Raw genomic sequence first — 25,020 nt, forward strand, 5'->3', positions numbered from 1 at the left:
CGAAATTGGGTGCGGGCGTTATTCGCATTTCTCCTGTCGTTCGCGTTTGCCCAGGTCGCACTCGCTGCTTCCTTCAAGACCACCGACTTTGCCACCGACTCTGCTTTGCCTGGCACCCCGGGAACGCCCAGTGGCTGCTTGATCGATGGCCCTTACTACACCACAACCGATGGCACCGGCCGCACCATGGCGCCGGCGGACCAGCTGTCCATTGACCGCTCTTGTACCGTACAGAATTTCTCTTGTGATGTGCCCCTTGAGTCCACGCTGAACTTTGCCGGTGCCCCCGAGGGAACCCTGATTATTTTTGATAATGTCTGCTTCGGCGGCAACTTTGCCTGTGCGAATGTGGAAGGCAAGGCGTCGGTGTGGGCGGTGAATGGCTCCGACTTCAGCACTGTACGTGAAGGCTGCCAGGACCTGATCATCCCGGTTGAAAAAATCGAGAAGCAGGCCACTGATCTTGCCGGTAACCCGATTGCATCGGTCTCGGTCGGTGTACCATTTGTGTACACCTTGGACATCCCGGTACTGTTCGACCCGGTTACCGGCACTGTGCTGCAGGACTCCGGCTCCCTGAACGATATCCAGGGAATTCTGATTGAGGACAACCTTTCCGCAGCTGCCCTGGGTGTGGATCTGGATTTGCTGGATGTGCGGCTGTTTTACGAGGATACCAGCGGTGCAATTACTGCGATGTCGCCCTCCGCCTACTCGTTCAGTAACAGCGGTCCGGCAAACAACCCTGGTTTGCTGACCTTCCGCATCAATGACCCGAGTGTTCTGCCGGCCGGTGCCCAGATTCATATTGAGCTCGAGGTGGTGCTGGATGACACGCCGCTAAACAGCATTGGCAAGTCGTTTACCAATATCGCGACCTGGGAATTTGGTCGCGTTATTGATGGCATCTTCTACGATCCGCTGCCCGGTGAAAACGGCATTGCCCAGCTGTTAAGTATTTCTGCACCGGATCTGGTGCTGAGCAAAACCACCGATGCCAGTGCGATCAACTTCGCCGATACGCCGACCTATACCATCAGTGTACAAAACGTGGGTGGGTCGCCGGCCTGGAATATTGAGGTCGAAGACTTGCTGCCAGTGGGTATGCGGGAGACGGCTCCGAGTATACAGAGCGTTAGCCTGGGCGGTGTGACGTTGACCGAGAGTGACGATTACACCCTGACCTACAACGCAAATGGCGCGAACGCGGGGTTGATGACCATCACGTTAACGGATGAGGCGGGTGGTCTCGCGTCTAACGCGGTACTGGAGATCGTGTATACCAGTCAGCTGGATGATGTGTCGTCGGCCACAGCACCAGTAGATGGCGATGTGCTCACCAATGTGGCCGCGGCTACCGCCTGGTACAACGATTCCAGCGCGAACAACGACCGTATCGAATACACCGGTATGCGCTCGGACGGTACTACTAGTACCGACGACGAACAGGATGCTGCCTCGGTAACCGCCGCACTGTCGGGTTACTACTTCGAGAAGACCGTCAGTAACGTCACTACCGGCCAGTCTCCGACTGCTTCGGCGGCACCGGGCGATCGTCTGCGCTATCGCCTGCGCCTGTTTAACCTCGATGAAAATATTTACAACGTAGTGATCACCGATCAGCTCGACGCGGCTAGCTTTGATCTGGCTTCCGCGGCGGTTGATACGGCGACTTGTCCGGCGGGTGCCACCTGTACCTTTAACGGTGCCGGCCTGTTGACCGTGAGCGGTGACCTGGATGTGCTCCCCGGTACGGCACTCGCCTCGATTGCGGTGGAATTCGAGGTAAATGTCCTGAATTCACTGAGCACCGGTGACGTGGTGAGTAACCAGGCGCGGATGGATGCGGAAGATGACGATGTTAGTGGTACGGCTTTCTCCGCGTTGAGCGATGACCCCAACGATGCCGATGGCGTGGTCAACCAGGCCGATCCCCAGGGTAACCCAATCAACCCAACGGAAATCGTGATTATTTCGCCTGGGACGCTGGACAAGCAAAACCCCACTGGCGTCAGCCAGGTGGCGATTGGTGAGGTTTTCGAGTATCGCATTCTGGTGCCTGCCGCCACGGTGCCGGCCCCGCTTTACGATGTGCAGGTGAATGATCAGCTGCCGACCAACCTCGAACTGGTTGGCGCAACGGCGCTGGTAAACGGTGTCAATTACACCCTGAGCAACACCGGCAGCGCCAACAGTCTCGTGCTGGTGGAAGCAGTTACCGGTATCGATATTCCGGCCAATCAGCAGGCGGAAGTCAGCGTGCAGGTGCGCCTGAAAAATCGCATGGAAAACCAGGATGCGGTTACCTTCACTAACACCGCCAGCTACACCTACAGCCGTACGCAGGGTGGTATCCAGAGTAGCGATGCGGGAACCGCGGCCACCACCGCAGCGCTCACCATAATCGAGCCGAATATTACTGCCACAACCAGCGTGGTGAATAATTCCCGCGGTGGCACCAGTGCGTATGGTGGCGATGTTCTGCAGTACACCATCGCGCTGGCTAACAACGGCACCTCCACGGCCTACGATCTCGCGATTGAAAACACCCTTACCGCCAGCCAAACCCTGGTGGCGGGCAGCGCACAGGTTACTGTGGGCGGCACCACAACTGCGTTGGCACCGTCCGTGAGTGGCGATGTGTTGAGCTGGGGGCGCAGCAGCGGGCAAGAGCTGGATATTGCGGTGGGCGACACGCTTACGCTGACCTATCAGGTGGCCGCAAATGGCGTGGATGGCAGCGACCTGAGCAATAGTATCGTTGCCGACTGGACCTCCCTGGATGGCGCTGACGTGGAAGAGCGCACAGGCAATGATGCGCCGGATACTACCGCGCTGAATGATTACTTTTTTGTCGACGAGCTGCTGATGACGACGGTCGACAATTCGGCCATCGCAAAAACGGTGCTGAGCGATACCTGGAGTAGTGGCATCGCCACCACCGCAGATACCAACGCCCGTGCCGGCGACACCGTGACCTATCAACTGGCGCTCACCTTGTCCGAGGGGCTGAATCGCGACGTCGTGGTGACCGATGTGTTGGACCCGGGTCTGGCGTTCGTGGAAGTGGTCAGTATCAACGGTGCTAGCAGCGCACCCTATACCGCGAGCGGCGTATTTTCCTACGCAGATATTCCCGCGGCGAACGTACCCAGCGCGGACCAGACCGGTACCCTGACCTGGACCCTGGGTGATATCACCAACACGGCAGACCAGAATCTGGCGAATGATACCCTCGTCATTGTTTACCGCGCGCGGGTGCAACACGGTGCGGCCGATAGCCCGGCAGCTACCCCCACTTCCACCGTGCTAAACAACCAGGCCACCCTGGGTTACATCTACGCCACAGGCGTTGCCGCATCTACCACGCCCGATGCCGCCAGTGTGGAAGTACTACAGCCGCAGATTACCGCGCTGACCAAAACCGGAACGGTATTACCGGCCAGTGGCAGCGTCGTGGGCGATGGCCAGTCTTCTGCCACCGCCTATCTGGTGGATATCGTCAATAACAGCATGCAGTTCGCGATCGAGGCGTGTAACGTCGGTGATGCGCCGGCTTACGGCGTGACCCTGAACGACGACCTCCCGGCAGAGCTTGATGAGGGCTCTATTAGCAGCATCGTGGTCGCCATTGATGGCACCGCGCTGGACGCGGCGGACTACAGTTACACCGCACCCGCTGGGCGTGATGGCGAAATGGCGTTTTCCCTGAACGTTGCCCTCGACCCCGCCAGCTGCGTCACCGTGGATTATCAAATTGGTTTTTATACCGACGTCGCGCCGGACCAGACCTGGTCCAACACCGCTTCGCTTGTTGCCTACTGGTCCCGGGAAACTCTGGATCCGGCGGATGCGCGGGAATATGTCGCGATTAATCCGGTAGCCGCCGCCAGCGTCTGGATGACCAACAACTTCCAGGTCGAAGCGCCCACCAAAACCGTATCGAAAACGCAGGCGACCATTGGCGAAGAAGTGGTGTACACCATCACCGTACCGGGTGTGCCAGTGAACGGTATTTTGAGTGGGGTGAGTGTTAGCGATACGCTGGATCAGGCGCTGCAATACGTCGATGCCACAGTTGAATTGAATGGTGCCGCACTCGCGCTCGTACCGGTGCAGAGCGGGCAGGACCTGACCTGGGCCATCGGCGATATTCCTGCGGGCCAGCAGGCGGTGATCACCCTGACCACCTGGGTGGCCAACACGCAGAATGTCAGTGCCAGTGCCACGCCGGTGGCAAACGTTGCCGCCTATACCTATCAGGCGGGTGGCAGTGCTGTGGATGGCGGCAGTAGTGCGCCGGCCGAATTCACCGTCGTTGAGCCAAACCTTTCCGTAGTCAAAGATGTCGCCAACCTGACAGACCCCGGACAACCTGCGGCCACTGGCGATGTGCTGGAGTACACCCTCACCATTACCAACGAGGGTGACGCTTCCGCCTTTGATACCAACATTGCCGACATGCTGCCGGCGGAGCTTAGTTATGTGGATGGCTCTGCGGTTGCATTGCTGGATGGCGGCGCGCTTGCCGGGTTCAATGCGACACCTTCGGTCAGTGGCAATACCCTGAACTGGGGCCGCGATAACGGTGATAGTTCGGTGCAGATCCCCGCGGGCAGCGTGTTGGTCGTTACCTATCAGACCGATGTAAACAGCATTACCGCTGCGGATATCGTCAACAGTGCACTGGTGGACTGGACGTCGCTCACCGGTACTTATGTTGGTGAGCGCGAGCGCACCGGGGCCGGCTGTCCCAGCGTTACCCCGCCCAACACCTATTGCAGTGGCGATACCAGCGGTTTCGGTGTCGATTACGATATCGATCTGCAGAAGGCCCGTCAGGGTGATAGCTGGAACAACGACGGCAATCTGCGGGTTGGTGACACCGTCGATTACCAGTTACAGATCGATCTCGTTGAAGGCGAGCACGATGGTGTCGTGCTGGAGGACACACTGCCGCAGGGTATGGCCTTTATCGGCGTGTTGAGTGCAGAGTTCTTTGGTACCCCCGCAGCCACACCCCCCAGTCCGACCGTCAGCGCCGATCAGCGTACCATTACCTGGGATCTGGGTTCGGTCAGTAATCCGGCGGATGGCAACGATGCCAACGACTTCCTGACGATTACTTATCGCGCCCGCGTGCTGAATGGTGACGTCCTGTCGCAGCAGCCTGTTTCGCAGGCGTTGAACAACGTCGTAACCCTGAATTATCTGGTGGGGAGCGCACCGGGTGCGCCGCTGACCACCAGCGCCAGCGTAAATGCATTGCAGCCACTGCTCACTGTGAGTAAGTCTGCGGTGACCGCTATTAATGGCGATACCGAAATTCAGGCCGGTGAGACGGCCACTTACACCGTCGATATCACCAACGCCGGCAACGCACCGGCCTACGATGTGGTGCTGGAAGATGTATTGCCCATTGGCCTGCGCGATGGCGGGGTTAGCATGCAAAGTGCGACGCTGGTCAACGCGGCGGCCAGTATCACCCTGACGCCAACCTATGATCTGGCCAGTGGAACCGCGACCTGGGACTTCGATCCCGCTGCCAACGCTGCAATTCCGGCGGGCGAAACCTTGCGGGTGGTCTACCAAGTTACTGGTGATGCCGACCTCGGCGCCGGCCTGACCCTGACCAACAGCGCGCAGGTAACGCGCTATTACTCCTTCGACAATGATCAGGTGCCGGCCAACAGCCTGGTGGACTGGCGTGAAGAGTACGGCCCCTCAGATGTCGCCACGTTTAACCTGACCACGCCGGTAGCCGGCGTGCTGAGTAAAGCGTCGGCGCAGACCTCCGTGGCGCTCGGTGAACAGCTGACCTACACCCTGACCGTGCCCGCAACACCGGTAAATGTTGCGCTGGAAGATGTGCGCATCATGGACAACCTCGCGGCGACGGGCGTGGATCTCGCTTTTGTTTCCGCCAATGTTGTCAGTGGTAATGCACTGAGCAACAGTGGTGCCGATGATGACCTGGTGCTTGCAGACACCGGTGGTGGGCTGAATATTCCCGCCGGCGCGCAGGTCGAGGTCGAGGTAACGGTCGCAGTATTGAATACCGCGAACAATCAAAGCCGCACCGACCCCTTTGTTAACCGCGCCTGGTATGACTATAGCAACGGTGTGACGCGTCTCGGTAACGATGCGACTACTGGAGGCGATGCCAACCCGGTGACCATCGTGCATGCGGAACTGGAGGTGGAAAAAACCGGCCCGGCAACCATCCAGGTGGGCACGCCGGAAAACTTTACCCTGACCGTACGCAACAACAGTCCCGCCAGCGCGTGGAATGTGACACTGACCGACTGGCTGCCCAATCCGGAGCCGGGCGGCATGTGCGATGTTGAGCCGGTGATTCAGTCTGCGGCGATCTTGAAAGCCGATGGCTCCACGGTATCTCTGGCCCCCGGCGACTTCGCGGTAACCTTTGTTGACGGCACACCGACGTGTGAATTTTCTGCGAGTTTGCAGAGCGACGACGAACTGGCAGCGGGCGATGCGCTGACCCTGGTGTATCAGGTTGAGCTGGATGGCGACAACATCAACGATACCACCCTGACCAATATCGCCGGTGCTACCCAATGGTTCAGTGCCGAAGCGGCAGCCGCAGAGCGCTTCGCCTATCAGCGTGCACTGACGGATGGTAGCCCCGGTGTGGTTGATCATGAGGACAGCCATAGCTTCACCGTTCTGTCGGCGATCCTCGAAGTGCGTAAATCGGTGTTCAACGTGACCACCGGCCAGTCCGGCGCAGAGGCAAGTCCCGGTGATCACCTGCGTTACAGCATTGAAATTCAGAACGTCAGCGATGTGCCGCTGGACGCATTTGTACTGCGTGACGAACTGGATCGCCTGAATGGCAGCGCGATGTTCCAGGTCAATTCACTGCGCGATGTCTCCGCACCTGCTGGCGCGACGGTCAATGTAGTCGCCGACGGCGGGGCGCAGGCCAGTGGTCTGCTTGAGGTAGCCGACCTGGCGATTGCCAGGGCGGGAGAAGCGGGCGATACCATCACCGTCACGTTTGACGCGGATCTGGTGCCGGTCATTACCAGCGGCACCGTGGTACTCAATCAGGCGCAGCTCAGCATGAGCGACGTGGTGTTTGCGTCCAGTGATGATCCGTCTGTGGGCGGCAGTGAAGACCCGACCGAAACTCTGATCAACTCCGCGCCCTGGCTTTCGATACAGAAAACTTCACAGGACCTGACCGGTGACCCCGAGATATTGGCACCGGGCGACAGCCTGCGCTACTCGCTCACTGTGGAAAATACCGGTAGTGAAGACGCCATCAACACCGTCCTGCGCGATCTGGTGCCGGGCAACACCACCTATGTGGCGAATTCCACCACGTTAAACGGTGTACAGGTTGCGGATGTTAATGGCTCTACCGCACTGGCCACCGGTATCCCTGTGCAGACGCCGGGTGAAGAGAGCGGGCTTGTGGTTGCCGCAGCCAGTGGCGCGGCGCCGGCGGTGATCACGTTTGATGTTGTGATCAACGACGTGAACGACGGAACTGTGATTTCCAACCAGGCGTTCGCCAACGGCGATGGCGCAGGTAGCGGTGGGTTCGCGGAGCGGCCATCGGATGACCCTGCGACCACCATCGTGGACGACCCCACCGTTGATATTGTCGGTGATGTGCCGCTGCTGGTTGCCACCAAGACTGTACAGCTGGTGGTCGACAACATCTCTGCCGGTATTGTGGATCCGGAAGATGTATTGCGTTACACCATCGCCGTTACCAACCTGGGCGGTAAAGATGCGAGTGAAGCACGGCTGGTTGACCTGGTGCCTGCGGGCACCAGCTATGTGGCCAACAGCACCAGGTTGAATGGGACTGCTGTCGCCGATGATGCGGGTGCGTCCCCACTGGTCGCCGGGCTGGCGATCAGCAGTGACGATTTGACGCCGCCATTACCGGCGACCGGTGAAGGCATTATTACCAGTGCGCAAACCGCCGTGGTTGAGTTTGATGTGATGGTCAACGCGGACACCGAACGCGGCACTATCATCAGCAACCAGGGCAGTGTGTACAGTGTCGAAATGCCGCTCACGCTCACCGATGCCGACGGCAACAGCAGTAACGGTGCCCAGCCCACCGAGGTTGTGGTGGGAGACGCCCAGCAATTGTCGATCACCAAAGAGGTCGCGGTAGTCGGTGGTGGTGACGCCGAGTCTGGCAAGGTCCTGGAATATCTGGTGCGGGTAACCAATATCAGCAGCGTGCCGGCCAGTCTTATTGTGATTCGTGATGACCTGCTTTCCGCGGGTGATGGTGTGCTCACCTATGTCGCAGATTCTGCGCAGGTGAATGGCCAGCCCGGCGGTGTTGCGGTGAACGGCTCCGTCATTACCGTGGACTACAGTACCAACTACGGTGACCTTCTGCCGGAGCAAGTCGCCACCCTGCGTTTCCAGGCGCGCCTGGGCCCGAATCTGGCGATAGGCACTTCGGTAGTTAACACCGCCCAGGTGCAGTGGAACGATCCGGCGATGGTCAACGAGGCCAGCGTTGCCATCGATATCGGTGGCACCCCCGGCATTGCCAATCTTTCCGGCTACCTGTGGCATGACGGCAACTTCAATGAAGTACTCGACACGAACGAGTCGCTGCTCAGTAACTGGAATGTGGAGCTGTACTTCAACAATTCGCTGCTGGAGACCGTAACGAGCGACGAAAATGGCTTCTTTGTGTTTGATGGGCTGGTGCCGAACATGGACGGCGCAAATGTGCCAGGCATCAGTTACGAGATTCGTTATCGCGCCCCAAATGCCAGTGGCAGCACGGCTTCTCTCGGTACCGCCAGCTCCGAATACACCAATGGGCCGCAGCAGATTCTCAATATCTATGTGGAGTCTGGCGCGAACCCGCAGAACCTGAACCTGCCGATTACACCCAATGGAGCCATCTACGACTCCGTACTGCGTGCGCCGGTCAACGGTGCACGGGTGCGTTTGTTGAGTGCCTCCAGTGGGCAGCCGCTGCCGGACAGTTGTTTCGATGATGCCAAGCAACAAAATCAGGTCACGCTCACCGGCGGCTTCTACAAGTTCGATGTCAACTTCAGCAGTGCCGCCTGTGCGATCAACGCGGACTACCTGATCGAAGTGGATGTGCCCAGTGACAACTACGTGTCTGGCCCATCGCAAATCATCCCGCCGCAAACCGCTGTGGATACCGGCAGTTTCGATGTGGCGGCATGTCTCGGCAGTGCGGCGGACAGAAATCCGGCAACGCCAGACCACTGTGAAGTGCAGTCTTCGGCGACACCACCGCCTGTAGATATCGATGCGCGCAGTAGCGAGACCGATTACTACCTGCGCCTGAATCTGGATGACAGCAATCAACCCGGAAGCAGTCAGCTATTTAACAACCACATTGCGCTGGATCCGCAGTTGGACGGTGCGTTGGCGCTGACCAAAACCGCCGCCATGCTCAATGTCACGCGCAGTCAGCTGGTGCCTTACACCATCGCCTTCAACAATTCGCTGCCGGTACCGCTGACGGACCTGCAGCTGGTGGATTACTTCCCTGCAGGCTTCAAGTATGTGGCCGGCTCGGCAAGCCTCGACGGCGTGCCCATGGAGCCTGAGGTTAATGGGTTGCAATTACAGTGGTCGCAGTTGCGCGCAGACCCTGAAAAAACTCACAGCATGAAGCTGTTACTGGTGGTGGGTTCCGGTGTGGGAGAAGGTGAGTACATCAACCGTGCCCGTATGTTCAATGGGCTTTCCGGACAACAGTTGTCTGGTGAAGCGTCGGCCACCGTGCGCGTGGTACCCGACCCGACCTTCGACTGTACCGATGTGATCGGCAAGGTGTACGACGATAAAAACCTCAACGGTTACCAGGACAACGGTGAAGGCGGTGTCGCCGGAGCGCGCGTAGTGACGGCGCAGGGCCTGCGCGCTACCACCGATGCCCACGGCCGTTTCCACATTACCTGTGCGGCGGTGCCGAACCCGGACCGCGGCTCCAACTTCGTGCTGAAGCTGGACGACCGCAGCCTGCCCAGCGGCTACCGCCTGACCACGGAAAACCCGCGGGTTCAGCGCGCCACCCGAGGCAAGATGCTGGAGTTCAACTTCGGTACCAGCCTGCACCGCGTAGTACGCCTGGATCTGGCGGAAGCGGTGTTTGAACCAGGCTCAGCCGAGCTGCGTCCGCAGTGGCACTCGCGCACCGAGCTGTTGCTGGAGCGGCTGCAGGAGGCGCCTTCGCTATTGCGCCTTTCGTACCTGGCGGAGAATGAAGATCCCGCACTGGTCGACGCGCGCCTTGCCGCGATCAAGGCCCGCATAGCCGAAGACTGGGCGGCGCTGGATTGCTGCTATCCGCTCAATATTGAAACCGAGATTTTCTGGCGCCGTGGCGCGCCGCCCGAGCGCGGCAGTGTGCTGGACGGGCTCAAACGCAGTGTGAACCGCATGATCGGAAGTAATGATCAGGGAGGAGCCCGCTAATGTTCCGTCCTTCAACCTATAAACTGGCCGTGATCGTTGCCGCGCTGGCGAGTAGCCCAGCGCTGGCCCAGGACGACGGTGGCAACGACGCCTCCTGGTGGCAGAAAATCCCGGGCCTGTCACCGCAACTCGAGAGCGCGGGGGATTACACCGACAAGCCCCTCGGCAGCAATACCGAGACCACCCTGATCCCCGCTGCCGGCCAGCTGTGGGTACAGGATGCGGAAACCTTTATCGACCCGGAACAGCCGGTGGTGGAAAGCGACGTATTGCCGCCACTGCTTTATCGCACTGTCGATGACGAGATAGATGCGGAACTGGTGGCGCAGCTGCAGGAAAAGCTGGCGGCACTGGAAGGAGCCCACGAGCTGCAACTGGTCTTCACCGCGCACACCGACAGCGAGCCCCTGTCTGAGGGCGAGCAGGGCGAGTTCGACGATAAAGTCGCGTTTACCGCCGCGCGCGCCAAGCAGGTAGCCGAGTATTTCCAGATGGCGCTGGAGCTGCCGGAAAACGCGGTGGTATTCGAGGGGCGTGGTGACAGCGAACCCTTGACGGAAAACATCACGGAAAAGGGCCGCGAGCTCAATCGGCGCGTGGACGTGAAGCTGCGCTATTTCGAGCTGGATCAGCAGGCTCGCGACGCACAGCGCCGTGCCGAGGCGGCCCAGCTCAACCGCGTTCAGGTCTGCCGTCAGGAAACCGTGTGTAAACTGCGTTACACCGCGGGCGCCGACAAACGCGCACGCCTGAAAAATCTGGTATCCCCGCTGCGCCTGCAGCCCGGCCAGGTTGACCTGCCGGCCGCGTTTGTGCGCCGGGTGCAGGAAGTGCGCAATACCCTGCTGGAAAAGCCCAATCTCACCATTCACTTCGTCGGCCACACCGATGGCAAGCCGCTGCCAGAAGGCCCGGCGGAGCTCTACGATGACCAGATGGCCCTGTCTCGTGCGGAAGCACGCCGGGTGGCACTGGCGGTAGCGGATCAGCTGAATCTGCCGGGCTACATGGTGACCAGCAGCGGTAAGGGTTCCAGCCAACCCATCGCCGCAAACGACACTGCCAAGGGGCGCGCCCTGAACCGCCGTGTGGAAGTGGAATTCTGGTACGACGACCTGCTGGAAACTGCGGCCGACGGCCTGCAGGCCTGTCCGGAGTCCGCCGCCGCAGAAACCATTACCATTGCGCACGAGTCACCCACCGGCGATATCCCGCCGATTTTCCTGAACAGCGGTGATCCGCAGATCTCCAGCGCACAACTGGCGCAGATGCAGCGCCTGATGGATGAGGTGGCGGGCAAGCAGAATGTGCGCCTGAGCTTTGTCGGTTACAGCGATAACAAGCGCATGGAGCGCCGCGAGGCCATGGTCTACGGCGATGATGTGGGTCTGTCTGCGGCGCGTGCGGAAAAGGCCATGCGTGCGGTACAGCAGCACCTCGACCTGGAAGACGCGCAGGTGGAATTTGAAGGCCGCGGTTTTGTGGAGTCCAACGACGTGGTGCAGACCGGCTTTATCCACATGGATGGCGCGCGCGTGGAAGTGCAGGTGCTGTACGATGAACTTGCGGTGCTCGCGGAAAAAGACCGGCTGGAAATCGAACGCATTCAGCAGGAGGCGGAAGCCCATAACCCCTACGCGCTGAACCTGATGCGTATCACGGTAGACGGTGCGCCGGAGTACGATCCCTACAAAAATTCCGCGGACCTGCAGCGTTGTACCGATGTGGCGCTGGAGAGTGCCAATATCCAGTTTCGCTTTGACAACCAGGCCATGCAGCCGCGCCTGAATGTCACCGCGTTCCCGAGCACCATCCGCTATGCCGATGACCCGGAGACGGAAATCGCCGACAGCCGGGTGCAGTTCAAACGCTACACCAATTACCCGTCGTTTATTACCCGTGCGGAAGTGCGCATCTTTGAAGAAGATCAGTCCCTGCGCGACGAGCCGCTGGCCGTGGTCACGCTGGATCAGAACGGTGAGGGCAGCTGGGACGCAGACTTCGAGTCCTACCAGGCACCGCTGAAAAAACTGCAGTACCTACTGCGCGTGTATGACTGGAAGCAGCGCTTCGACGAAACCCGGCCGCAGACCCTTTGGCTGGTGGACAATTTCGAACCAAGGCTGCAGGAGGCCACCACCGAGCAGGAACTGTTGGTGGGCTACGGGGAAAACCGTCTCGCGGAACAGAATATTCCCGTCAGTGGGAATGCGGTGCTGGTCAACGGCTCGGACATTCCCACCAACCACAGCGTGTGGCTGGCGGGGCGCGAGGTGCCGGTGAGCAGCGGTGGTGATTTTGTTGCCGAAGAAATTTTTGCCAAGGGCCTGCACACCGTGGAAGTGGCGGTACTGGATGATGCGGGTAACGGCGAGCTGTTCCTGCGGGATCTGGAGTTTACCCGGGACGACTGGTTTACCGTGGGCATTGCCGACCTTACCGTTGCCCGGGACGACACCAACGGCCCGGCCGCGCTGGTAACCGGGGACGAAACCCACTACGACAACTCCGCCAGTTACGACGGTCGCCTGGCCTTCTACACCAGCGGTAGCTTCGGCGATGGCTGGCGTCTTGCGGCGAGTGCCGACACCGAGGAAGGTCCGGTAGAGGACCTGTTCACCAACTTCATGGAAAAGAACCCCGACGCGCTGTTTCGTCGTCTGGACAGCGATCTCTACTATCCGACGTTCGGTGACGACTCCACCGTGGTGGAGGACGCGCCGACATCCGGCAAGTTCTACATCAAACTGGAAAACTACGACGATTACGGCCTGTGGGGTAACTTCAACGCGTCCTACACCGACAACGAGCTGGCACATATCGACCGCGCGCTCTACGGGGCCAATTTCCATTTTGAGACGGACGATGTCACCGGCTTTGGGGACAAGCGGTTCCAGGTTGATGCCTTTAGTGCGGAGCCGGGCACCGTTGCCGGCCGCGATGAATTCCGTGGAACCGGTGGTTCCCTCTACTACATGCGTCACCAGGATATTCTCACCGGCTCCGAACGGCTGCGGGTAGAGGTGCGGGATAAAAACTCCGGCATCGTGCTGGGGGTGAAAAACCTCACGCCGGTGATCGACTACGATGTGGATTACATTCAGGGCCGCATTCTGTTGAACCGCCCGCTCTCTGCCATCGCCAACGACAACCTGATCGTGCAGGACGGCTCCTATAACGGCAATCCGCAATATCTGGTGGCCCGCTACGAATACACACCGGGCTTTGATGATCTGGATACCCTGGCGGTGGGTGGCCGCGCGCATTACTGGGCCGGAGATCATGTGAAGATCGGGGTAAGCGTCAGCCAGCAGAACGAGGAAGACAACGAGTCCTCGCTGAACGGTGTGGATCTTACCCTGCGCAAAACCGCCGGCACCTGGATGAAAGTGGAAGTGGCGGAAAGCCAGGGGAATACCCTCAACAGCCTCTCGTCCCTCGACGGTGGTTACAGCTTTAGTCCCGGTGGCTTTGATCAGGGCAATACAGTGCAAACGCCGCTGGATCCGGATGCCAAGGCCGGGGCCAGCAAATTCGAAGCCGCCGTGCAGATGGGGGATTTCTTCGAGGGCATGCGCGGTTCCGCCTCGGTTTACGCGCAGCAGCGTGAAGCGGGTTTCGCGGCACCGGGGCAGTTGGCCACCCGCGAGACAGAGCAGTACGGTGCTGCCGTCAGCGTGCCCATTGGCGAGCGTTTCGATATTGGCCTCAAGACCGATACCCGTGAACAGCAGCAGGGGCTGCAGACCGAAGCCACCGATGTGGAACTGGGCTATCGCCTGAGCGACCGCTGGCGCCTTGCCGCCGCTGCCCGCGCAGATTCCCGCGAGGACCTGTCACCGGTGGTGCCGCTCACGCAAAAGCAGGGCGAGCGCACCGATGTGGCGGTGCAGGCCAGTTACGATTCCGGTGCTGACTGGAGCGCCTTCGGATTTGTGCAGCGCACCGCGGAGCTGTCCGGCAACCGGGATGAAAACAACCGGGTTGGTTTTGGTGGGGCTTACCGGGTGAGTGATCGCCTGACCCTCGACAGTGAGCTATCCGGTGGCGATACCGGCACCGCCGCGCGCCTGGGGACCGATTTCCTGGTAACCGACCGCACCAATCTTTACCTGAATTACACCCTCGACAATGAGCGCACGGATACCGGGGTGCGGGCACGCAAGGGCAACCTGAACAGCGGCTTCCGCAGCCGCTTCAGTGATACCACGAGTATTTACGGTGAGGAGCGCTACACCCACGGCGATGTGTCCACCGGCCTCACCCACGCCCTGGGTGTGGACCTGGCTCCCAGTGATCAATGGAATTACGGCACCAGCCTGGAAGCGGGCACACTGGAAGATCCGCGCACCGGCGCCGAAACCGAGCGCCGCGCCATGGGCGCCAGCATGGGCTTCAACGATGGCAGCCTGCGTCTGTCCAGCGCGGTGGAATACCGGGTGGATAACATGCAGATGCTTTCCGGTAGCGGCACCGAGGACGACCCGCAGAGCGTATTGGAAAACGAGCGCAAAACCTGGCTGTTAAAAAATACGCTCAGTTTCCAGCTCAGCCCGGACTGGCGCCTTGTGGGCAAACTGAATTACTCCGATAGCGAAAGTTCTCAGGGCCAATTTTACGATGGCAAATTCACCGAAGGTGTCATGGGTTACGCCTATCGCCCGGTGAACAATGATCGCTGGAATACTCTGCTGAAATACACCTACTTCTACAACGTGCCAACCAGAGACCAGGTGCTGGTAACGTCAGGCAGTAGCAGCAGTGCCGTTGAGTTTGTACAGAAGAGCCACATTTTCTCGGTAGACACCAATTACGATCTGACCCAGCGCTGGACCCTGGGCGCCAAGTACGCCTATCGTCTGGGCCAGTTGAGTATGGAGCGGGAAAACCCGGAGTTTTTCGATAGTGCTGCCAGCCTGTATGTGCTGCGTGCCGACTGGCACTTCGTGAACAAATGGGATCTGCTGATCGAAGGGCGCCTGCTGGATCTGCCGGATGCCGGCGACCGCAAAAGCGGTGCCCTGGTGGCGCTGTATCGCCAGATGGGACGCAACTTCAAGGCGGGTATCGGCTACAACTTTACCGACTTCTCTGACGACCTGACCGACCTCGACTACGACAGCCAGGGCGTGTTCATCAATATGGTGGGTAAGTTCTAAGCCCTTCAGCGCGCAGCCACCGGCCTGGCGAGCACCTCAGGCGGTGGCCGGCGTAACGGCCCGGTGTCGCCGGGTGCGCGACTGGAGCTGCCGCTTGCGCCACCACAGGTATACACCGGTCGCAAACAGCAGGGCGGGCACCAGGCCGGTCAGCAGTACCAGCCACCGCCCCACAATCCCCAGTGCGTCGCCGTTGTGCAGCGGGAACTGCCAGCGCAGGATTTTATTGCCCAGCGGAAGCTCAGTGGCGTTTTGTGACATGAGTATTTCGCCGCTGTACTGGTCCACCCGCGCAAAGCTTGCGCCGTAATTCGTCCACACTTCCTCCGTTGCGCGGAAACTCAGGCCGTAGCTGTCGCTTTCATCGCGCGGTAGATAGATACGCTTCAGCGCACCACCTGGAAACGCCGCCTGAGCAATGGCGGCCGCCTGATCCGGGATAATGGGTGTTCCGCTGCTGGCACCGGAACTGGGCAGGGCAGGGCGGGGCTCCATCTCGAACAGGCTGCCGACGACCGTTTCCACCTGTGTCGGAAACACCATGCTGACACCGGAAAAGCTGATTATCAGCAGTAGCGGCAGGAAATAGATGCCGAATACCTTGTGCACATCCAGGTAAAAGCGGAAGCGGTTGCCGTTGCGGGAAATGGCAAAGGCGCGTTTCCATTTCCGTTTGTGGGTTTTGCTCTTTTTCGGCCACCACAACACCGCACCGGTGATGCAGAACACCATTAGCAGTAGGCCCATAAAGCCCACCACGATCTTGCCGTTCTTGCCCGCCAGCAGAGTGTAGTGCAGGCGGTACAGCCAGCTCATGGTGTATTCCGGCGTGCCCCAACCCCTTACAGCCAGCACTTCCGCATCGGTGGGAGACACTGCAACCTCAATGGGGCCGGGGGCACCTTCCGGGGTCGGGAAGCGCACCACGTGGGGGCTGCCTGGCTGGCGCTGGGTCATCAGGCGGGTGGGTGTGGGGTTGCCCGGAACCGCAGCCTGTGCCGCGGCAAAAACTTCTGCGTAGCTGGCCCGGTCTGCAGACGGAGTAAACGATACTGTCTGCGGCGTGAGGGTTTCATCCAGGGCGTGATCAAACACCAGCAGGCTGCCGGTGAGTCCAATCAGGGCGAGCAGCAGTCCGAGGGTGAGGCCCGCGTACTTGTGCAGGGTAAAAAGTGTTTTGCGCATGGAGAGGGGACTTGTTTCGGTTCGTCTGGCGGGCAGGTTCCCAAGGATTTTACGATAGGAACCTGCCCGGCAGGCAGAAAGGTTTCTGCGGTGACCGCGATCAGAACAGTTTCGAGTAAGACAGGTTCACACTGCGTCCCAGGCCCTTGAAGTTGCGCCCGTCATTCCCCGCGGTCTGCGAGTAGTAGGTGAAGTAGTCTTCATTGGTCAGGTTCTGCAGGCCCAGTGCGAATTCGCCGCCCAGGGCTTTCAGCTGTGCGCTGGCATCGAGGGTGGCGTAGCCGTCGAATTTTCTGGTGACCTCCCCCGCGCTGTTTTCAAAATCCCGATCCAGCAGCCAGTTAGCCTGCAGGCGGGTGCTGAAGTCTTCGCTCCAATTGCGCGCCCAGCTCAGGTTGAATCGGTTGGGGGCGATATTGGCACCGTCCAGATCGGTGTCCACCTTGCCGTCCTGATTGGCGTCGTAGCGTCCCTTGGTGTAGGCGTAACGCACTTCAAGGATGTCGGCGTCGGTGGCAAACCACTGGCCGCGCACCTCGGCACCGTCAATGTCAGTTTTTTCCCGCTTGACGCTGTAGATGCCGTCGCTGCCCAAGGCCAGACGCTGACCGTGATCGGAGTCGGAGGAGTACAGGGCCAGCTGCGCGCCGAACCGCTCGTTATTGAAGTCCAGCCCCAGTTCGTGATTTTCCGTCAGGATAGGTCGCAGATTGAGGAAGCTTTCCACCTCCAGACCCGGCTGGTTGATCCCGCGCAGCACCCGGCCCACGTCCGGCATGGAAAAGCCTTCGGAGTAATTGGCGTAGATGCGCAGGCCTTCCGCGATTGCGTAAGTGGCGCCGATATTGGCCAGCGTCTCGCTGAACTCCGGGTTGCCGCCCTCTACGAACTGGCTGCCGTAAGACGCCAGGGTGGTGAAGTCATCGACATTCAGCCTGGAGCGCTCGTGGCGAACACCGGCGGTAATGGCCAGGCTCTCAATGCCACTGAACTCGGCCTGTGCGTAAGGCGCGGTGCTTTTGTACTGGGTGGGTGGCACCCAGGCGCGACCGGTCTGAATCAGCTGCTGCCAGGTTTCGTCCTGCAGCAGGTCGATCCCGTAGGCGAGGCTGATTGCGCTGCGGGCAATGTCGTCCTTGATCAGGGTCAGTTTCAGGCCGCGTTTTTCCGAGTTGTTCTGGGACTGGTCGAAAATATCTTCGCCGAATAGCGGGTCCTGAAAGGTGCCGTAGACTCCCCCGCCGTAGGTACCGGCAAAGTCCTGGGAAAATACCTGCGCACGCAGCTTCTGACCGAACAGGTCTTCGTTGCTGTACTGCAGATTGACGGTGGTGACCTCGTTGGACGGCGCATCCCCCGGGACCGGTACCTTGACCGCGGTGGTGGCAATGCCTTCGCTGATATCGCCATCCACACTCAGCCAGTTGTTGTTGCCTTCCACCAGATAACGGTTCACGGTCAATTGCATGCGCTGCTCACCCCAGCGGTAGCCGGTCTTGATAAAGACATTGCTGGTTTCACTGTCCATGGTGTCGCCCTGGGTATTGTCGAAACCGACAACGTCCCCATTGGCGTCGTAGCCCACGCCGCTGTTGCGGTAGGTAAAGCTGGCCAGTACGTCGACCGCATCGACCTTGCCAGAAACGCTGTAGCTGCCGTTGTATCCTGCGGACTCGCCCACATCTTCGGCCTGCAGCGCGGTTTCAACACGGACGCTCTGCTGAAATTCGTCGCTGGGGGTGCGGGTCACGAGGTTGATGATGCCGCCGGAGGCACCCATGCCGTGAATGGCATTGGCGCCGTGGATGACTTCCACGCGCTCCAGCACCAGCGGATCGATGGTGTGGCCGTCACGGCCGCCACTGCGCAACGGGTTGGACTGGGGCACACCGTCGATCAGGTACAGTGGCTTGCGGCCGCGCAGGCTCTCGCCGGAGTTGGTCATTTTCTGGCGGCTGGGGGAGAAGCTTGGAATCAGGTTGCCGAGGATGGTCGACAGATCACTGGTCGCGGCCATCTGGCTGGCCAGCTCCTGCTGGTCGATCAGGGTGACCGTGTTGGGGGTCGAGCTCAGGGGCTTTTCGGTACGGCTTGCGGTAACCACAATCTCCTCTTCAATAAGCCGTTCCTGGCGGTCTTCTGCCCCGAGAGCATTTGTACTGGCAGCGAGAATAGAAAGGGCGAGTGAAGTCTTCAGGTAGCGCATCCGGGGCTCCTCGGTTGATTCAGGCATGTTTGTCCACAAAGCAGACGACGAGCGGGCGCGGAGTGTTATGGATTCCCGCTCCAGTCATCGGCAAGGATGGCGATAGTATTCTAAATGCGAATCATTATCAATTGCGTTTTCGGGTGGGCGGATTGCGGTATTCCCGTTACTCGTGCGTGCTTGGCGCAATTTCCGCCGGGGAGTACCGGTAATTCTTCCTATAATGACGTTCGATACGATGAAACACCGGTATCCTGCCCGTGGTGGCAGGGATGAGAGAATTAGTGCCACAAGCGGCTTGACTCTGCAGGGGCTCACCCATAGAATGCGCAGCCTCTTGAGCGGTCGGGGAAACCCGCCGCAGGAAGCCGAGTATCTCACCAGGGGCCGGCTTTCAGGGTGTAGGTGCGGGGTGGAGCAGCCTGGTAGCTCGTCGGGCTCATAACCCGAAGGTCGTAGGTTCAAATCCTGCCCCCGCTACCAATTTTGGTATCAGTGGTTTTGGCGAGGCGCCCGACGGGCTCTCTCTTTACCTCTGGCGGCATTGCCGGCCAAGGTCGTAGGTTTAAATCCTGCCCTGCTGCCAATTTCCATTTATACTGGATGTGTATGTGGTATCCCTCAGGTGTGTGTTGTTGCGGGGTGGAGCAGCCTGGTAGCTCGTCGGGCTCATAACCCGAAGGTCGTAGGTTCAAATCCTGCCCCCGCTACCAAATTTTGTGGTTACATATTTCGTATGTGACTACGCAGTAAAAGCCCCTGTTAGGGGCTTTTTCGTATCTGCGGCAAACAGGCTCGAGCCTGGTTTGCCATCCGAATGGGCCGGGAGTCGGCGCCGCGGTTTCTCATTCGGGCCGTGGGGCCAGCTTCGCTGCCCATTTTTCGTTTTTGCAACGAGCGGATGCCGTTGCACATCTGCCCCGGTCGGTCGCCGGGCCAAAGTGGTGATATGGCAAGCAAGCGCGAACTTTTAGAAGAGCTGTTGGCTCCGGTGGTTGAATCACTGGGGTGCGAGTTGTGGGGGATCGATTACCAGACCCACGGCCGCAATGCCCTGCTGCGGATTTATATCGATTCCGAGCGCGGCATCGCTGTTGAAGACTGTGAAAAAGTCAGTCGCCAGGTCAGTGCAGTGATGGATGTAGAAGACCCGATCAACAGCAGGTACACCCTGGAAGTGTCCTCTCCGGGGATGGATCGCCCGCTGTACAAGCTGGAGCAGTATCAGCGGTTTATTGGTGCACAGGTCGAGCTGCGGTTGCGTATGCCGCTGGACGGTCAGCGCAAGTGGCGCGGCCTGCTGGCTGGCGTGGAGGGCGATGAAATCGTCCTGCGCATCGACAGTGAAAATGAATACCTGTTGCCAATCGATAGTATCGAGAGAGCAAATATCGTCCCTCAGTTCGAGGGCGGACAGAAGTAAGGGCAATGCTGTAGTACCTGGTGGCGCTGGTTTAGTGGCGTTCACCGAAGCATTGAATAGTCAGCACGTAGCGTTTTTGAAGAGGCAGCTGCATGAACAAAGAAATCTTGCTGGTGGCCGAGGCGGTTTCCAACGAGAAAGGCGTTGACCGGGATATTATTTTCCAGGCAATTGAGGCGGCCCTCGCAACGGCCACCAAGAAGCGCTACGACGAAGATTCCACCATCGAGGTCATCATCGATCGCCGCACCGGCGACTACGACACTTTCCGTAGCTGGGAAGTGGTCGACGATGACACCCTCGCGGAGCTGGGAACACAGTTCACGCTGGAAGAGGCCCACGAGAAAGACACCGAGCTGAAAGCCGGTGATGTTTATCGCGAGCAGGTGGAAAACGTCGAATTTGGTCGCATCGCTGCACAAACTGCCAAGCAGGTCATTGTGCAGAAAGTACGCGAAGCCGAGCGCGCCAAGATCGTTGATGAGTACCGCGACCGGGTCGGTGAGCTGGTCAGTGGCACCGTGAAAAAAGTGACCCGCGACTTTATCGCTGTGGACCTGGGTAACAACGCCGAAGCGCGTCTGCCCCGCGACCAGCTGGTAGGCCGCGAGATTTTCCGTCTCGGTGATCGTGTACGTGCAATCCTGCTGGAAATTGAGCCGGAAGCCCGTGGCCCGCAATTGAAGCTGAGTCGCTCCTGCCCGGAAATGCTGATCGAGTTGTTCCGCATTGAAGTGCCGGAAATTTCCGAGCAGGTAATCGAGATCAAGGGCGCTGCGCGCGATCCGGGCCTGCGTGCCAAGATCGCCGTCAACACCAACGACGGTCGCATTGACCCGGTTGGTGCCTGTGTTGGTATGCGCGGTGCACGTGTGCAAGCGGTTTCCAACGAATTGTCTGGCGAGCGTGTGGACATTGTGCTGTGGGATGACAACCCGGCCCAGTTCGTGATCAACGCCATGGCGCCGGCAGAAATCGAATCCATCGTTGTGGATGAAGATGCGGGCTCTATGGACGTGGCGGTTGCCGAAGAAAACCTGGCCATGGCCATTGGTCGCAGTGGTCAGAACGTGCGTCTCGCGTCCGAGCTGACCCAGTGGCAGATCAACGTGATGAGCGTTGACGAGTGGCAGGCCAAGCAGGAAGCCGAGTCCGGCAGCATCATGGAGACCTTCATGGCGCGCCTGGATATCGACGAAGACGTTGCCGGTGTGCTGGTGGATGAAGGCTTCACCTCCCTTGAAGAAGTGGCCTACGTACCGCTGGAAGAAATGCTGGGCATTGAAGGCTTCGACGAGGAGATCGCCGAAGAACTCCGCGCTCGCGCCAAAGACGCCCTGCTGACCCAGGCGCTGGCTTCCGAGGAAGAGCTGGATGCAGCCGAGCCCCAGGAAGACCTGCTGAATATGGAAGGCATGGACCGTCAGCTGGCGTTCCAGCTGGCAAGCCGTGGTGTTGCTTCCATGGAAGACCTGGCAGAGCAGGCGGTTGACGATCTGCTGGACATCGAAGGCGTGGACCAAGAACGCGCCGCCGCATTGATCATGAAAGCGCGCGAGCCCTGGTTCGCCGACGACAGTGACCAAGAGGCTTGATGCCCGAGTGCCGGGCGCGCGCCCGGCCCAGCGCACCGATATGAGGTGCGCGCCCGAATTGCCTGTCATGCAGGCCAAAGGTGGAGCAGTCAAATGAATTGATGCTGCTCCCCACAAGTGACTTTTTAGGAGAGAGAATGGCCGAAGTAACAGTTAGCGAACTCGCCAAATCGGTTGGTGCCACCGAAGAGCGTCTGCTCAAGCAGATGCAGGAGGCGGGTTTGCCCCACACTTCAGCGGATGCGACCGTATCCGCAGAAGAGAAGCAGGTCCTGCTTAACTTCCTGAAAACCAGTCACGGGGAGCAGGCTGCTGCACCTCGCAAGATTACCCTCAAGCGCAAGACCACCACGACGCTCAAAACCGGATCTGGCACCGGCCGTAAGACCGTCAACGTGGAGGTCCGCAAGAAGCGCACTTATGTGAAGCGTCCTGAGGCCGAAGCGGAACAGGCCGAGCTGGATACTTCCGCACTGCAGAAAGCGGAAGAAGAGCTGGCTGCGGCGGAGAAAGCTGCCGCCGATCGCGCCCGTGCCGAGCAGGAAGCCGCTGAGGCCGAAGCCAAGCGCGCGGAAGAAGAGGCCAAGGCCAAGCAGGAGGCCGAGGCGGCCGCCAAGGCACAGCAGGAAGCTGCGGCCAAGGCCGAGGCAGCAGCCGCTGAGCCCGAGAAGGCTGAAGCGCCCGCGAAACCTGAGCCCAAGGCAGCGCCCAAAGCTAAGCCCCAGCCGACACCTATCCGCTCTACCTACGTTGATGACATCGAAGCCATGCGCCTCGCTGCCATCGAGCGCCGCAAAAAAGAAGACCAGCGCGAAGCCGCTGAGTTGGAAGAGAAGAAAGCCCGTGTTGAAGCGGAGCGCGCACGTCTTGAGCAAGAGCAGAAAGACCGTGCGGAGCAGGCTAAACAGAAACCGGCGGCGAGCACTGCGACTGCAGCCGCAGAAGATAAGCCAGGCCTGCGCCGCAAGGTGGAAGCCGCAGTGGTTACTGATCGTGACGACGATGAGCCGCGCAAGCGCCGCAGCCGTCGCGGCAAGGCCGGCCCCAAAAAGTCCAGCAAGACATCTCTGTACGATGCCGCGCTGGAGGCGTTCGAGAGCGATGAGGACGAGAAGCGCAGCACCCGCTCTCTGTCCCGCCCGACCTTGAAAGTAAAGAACACACACGGCTTCAAACGGCCGACAGGAAAGCAAGTGTACGAAGTGCAACTGGGCGAGACGATCACCGTCGGCGACCTAGCCAAGCAGTTGAATATCAAAGCCGGTGAGCTGATCAAGCGCCTGATGAAAATGGGCGAAATGGTCACTATCAACCAGAGCCTGGACCGCGATACCGCAACCCTGATCGTCGAAGAGATGGGGCACAAAGTGGTGTTGCGCTCAGAAAACGAACTGGAAGAGAAGCTGGTTGCCCAGTCCCAGGACGTTGAAGGCGAAGAAGTCAGCCGCGCGCCGGTGGTTACCGTTATGGGCCACGTCGACCACGGTAAAACCTCGCTGCTGGACTACATCCGCAAAACCAAGGTGGCCTCCGGTGAAGCCGGCGGCATTACCCAGCACATTGGTGCCTATCGCGTAAAAACCAGTCAGGGTGAGGTTGCCTTCCTGGATACCCCCGGACACGCGGCATTTACTGCCATGCGTGCCCGCGGTGCCCAGGCTACCGATGTGGTCATCCTGGTGGTGGCCGCGGACGACGGCGTCATGCCGCAGACCGAAGAAGCCGTTGCCCACGCCAAGGCGGCGGGTGTACCGCTGGTGGTCGCGATCAACAAGTGCGACAAGGAAGCCGCGGACCCGGATCGCGTAAAGAACGAGCTGGCCGCGAAAGATGTGATCCCGGAAGACTGGGGCGGCGATACCCAGTTTATCGAAGTGTCTGCGCACACCGGCCAGGGCGTCGACGAGCTGCTCGAAGCCGTGTCCCTGCAGTCCGAAATGCTAGAACTGAAGGCTAAAACTGGCGTGCCGGCCAGCGGTGTTGTGATTGAATCCCGCCTGGAAAAAGGCCGCGGTGTGGTTGCCACCCTGCTGGTGCAGAACGGTGAGCTGAAGCGCGGTGATATTGTATTGGCGGGCCAGAGCTATGGCCGCGTTCGCGCCATGACCAACGAACTGGGCAAGTCCGTCAAGGAAGCCGGCCCGTCCACGCCAGTGGAATTGCTGGGTCTCGACGCCACGCCGAATGCGGGTGACGAATTCCTGGTGGTTGCCGATGAGCGCAAGGCCCGCGAAGTGGCCGAGCAGCGCGCCGACAAAGAGCGTCGCGAGCGTATGCAGCGACAGCAGGCGGCCAAGCTGGAAAACATGTTTGCCGATATGGAAGCTGGCGAGAGAAAAGTCTTGCCGGTGGTGATCAAGGCAGACGTGCGTGGTTCTCTCGAGGCGATTCTCGCGGCACTGGCTGAGATTGGTAACGAAGAAGTTTCCGTCAACGTGGTATCCAGTGGCGTTGGCGGTATTGCCGAAAACGACATCAACCTGGCGTTGACCTCGGGCGCAATCGTGATCGGCTTCAACACCCGTGCGGATGTCGCTGCGCGCAAGCTGGCCGAGACCGAGAGCGTTGAAATCCGTTACTACAGCGTGATCTACAACCTGCTGGACGAAGTGAAGCAGGCCCTGTCTGGCATGCTGGATCCGGAGCTGCGCGAAGAGATTGTCGGTATCGCACAGGTGCGCGACGTGTTCCGCTCGCCCAAGTTCGGCGCTATTGCCGGCTGTATGGTGATCGAGGGTACCGTCTACCGCAACAAGCCGATCCGTGTACTGCGTGACAACGTGGTGATCTACCAGGGCGAACTGGAATCCCTGCGTCGCTTCAAAGACGACGTGCAGGAAGTCCGGAACGGCATGGAGTGTGGTATCGGCGTTAAAGACTACAATGACGTCAAGGCTGGCGATCAGATCGAGGTCTTCGACATCGTCAAGGTAGCCCGCGAACTGTAATTGTTCCTGCTCGCTCGCCAGTGGAATCCCGTGG

At 59.7% G+C, this 25,020-nt stretch carries 7 protein-coding genes and 2 tRNA genes; 7 read left to right on the forward strand and 2 right to left on the reverse strand.

The window, feature by feature from the left end; genetic code table 11:
- Positions 1-9 precede the first annotated feature (9 nt).
- Entirely contained in the window at positions 10-10,470 is a 10,461-nt protein-coding gene (locus JF535_RS07055) for an isopeptide-forming domain-containing fimbrial protein (RefSeq protein ID WP_207000691.1), read from the forward strand.
- Complete coding sequence (locus tag JF535_RS07060; RefSeq protein WP_207000692.1) at positions 10,470-15,629, forward strand: OmpA family protein; 5,160 nt, start codon at positions 10,470-10,472, stop codon at positions 15,627-15,629. Before JF535_RS07055 ends, JF535_RS07060 begins: the two co-directional genes overlap by 1 nt.
- Before the next feature lie 36 nt (positions 15,630-15,665).
- On the opposite strand, the gene JF535_RS07065 is transcribed toward JF535_RS07060, so the two are convergent.
- Entirely contained in the window at positions 15,666-16,814 is a 1,149-nt protein-coding gene (locus JF535_RS07065) for a PepSY-associated TM helix domain-containing protein (protein WP_207000694.1), read from the reverse strand.
- A 100-nt stretch (positions 16,815-16,914) separates the two neighbouring features.
- On the reverse strand, positions 16,915-19,047 hold the full coding sequence (locus tag JF535_RS07070) for a TonB-dependent receptor (RefSeq protein ID WP_242523747.1): 2,133 nt from the start codon (positions 19,045-19,047) through the stop codon (positions 16,915-16,917).
- Positions 19,048-19,426: 379 nt separating this feature from the next.
- On the opposite strand from JF535_RS07070, the gene JF535_RS07075 reads away from it, so the two are divergent.
- The 5 genes from JF535_RS07075 (at position 19,427) to infB (ending at position 24,986) form a co-directional block, all read left to right on the forward strand.
- Positions 19,427-19,503, forward strand: a tRNA-Met gene (locus JF535_RS07075).
- A gap of 153 nt (positions 19,504-19,656) precedes the next feature.
- Positions 19,657-19,733 (forward strand) — tRNA-Met (locus tag JF535_RS07080).
- 236 nt (positions 19,734-19,969) lie between these two features.
- Complete coding sequence (gene rimP / locus JF535_RS07085; protein WP_207000696.1) at positions 19,970-20,443, forward strand: ribosome maturation factor RimP; 474 nt, start codon at positions 19,970-19,972, stop codon at positions 20,441-20,443.
- Between the two features lie 92 nt (positions 20,444-20,535).
- Positions 20,536-22,038, forward strand: a complete 1,503-nt coding sequence (nusA, locus tag JF535_RS07090; RefSeq protein WP_207000699.1) for a transcription termination factor NusA — start codon at positions 20,536-20,538, stop codon at positions 22,036-22,038.
- Between the two features lie 137 nt (positions 22,039-22,175).
- On the forward strand, positions 22,176-24,986 hold the full coding sequence (gene infB / locus JF535_RS07095) for a translation initiation factor IF-2 (protein ID WP_207000700.1): 2,811 nt from the start codon (positions 22,176-22,178) through the stop codon (positions 24,984-24,986).
- Positions 24,987-25,020: the final 34 nt, after the last annotated feature.

Source organism: Microbulbifer salipaludis (assembly GCF_017303155.1).
In the GTDB taxonomy this organism is placed as follows: Bacteria; Pseudomonadota; Gammaproteobacteria; order Pseudomonadales; family Cellvibrionaceae; genus Microbulbifer; species Microbulbifer salipaludis.

What these genes read in the sequence shown, in the direction of transcription:
- JF535_RS07060 (WP_207000692.1), top strand. Translation starts at nt 10,470, where the DNA reads ATGTTCCGTCCTTCAACCTATAAACTGGCCGTGATCGTTGCCGCGCTG.
- rimP (WP_207000696.1), top strand. Translation starts at nt 19,970, where the DNA reads ATGGCAAGCAAGCGCGAACTTTTAGAAGAGCTGTTGGCTCCGGTGGTT.
- infB (WP_207000700.1), top strand. Translation starts at nt 22,176, where the DNA reads ATGGCCGAAGTAACAGTTAGCGAACTCGCCAAATCGGTTGGTGCCACC.
- nusA (WP_207000699.1), top strand. Translation starts at nt 20,536, where the DNA reads ATGAACAAAGAAATCTTGCTGGTGGCCGAGGCGGTTTCCAACGAGAAA.
- JF535_RS07070 (WP_242523747.1), bottom strand. Translation starts at nt 19,047, where the DNA reads ATGCCTGAATCAACCGAGGAGCCCCGGATGCGCTACCTGAAGACTTCA.
- JF535_RS07065 (WP_207000694.1), bottom strand. Translation starts at nt 16,814, where the DNA reads ATGCGCAAAACACTTTTTACCCTGCACAAGTACGCGGGCCTCACCCTC.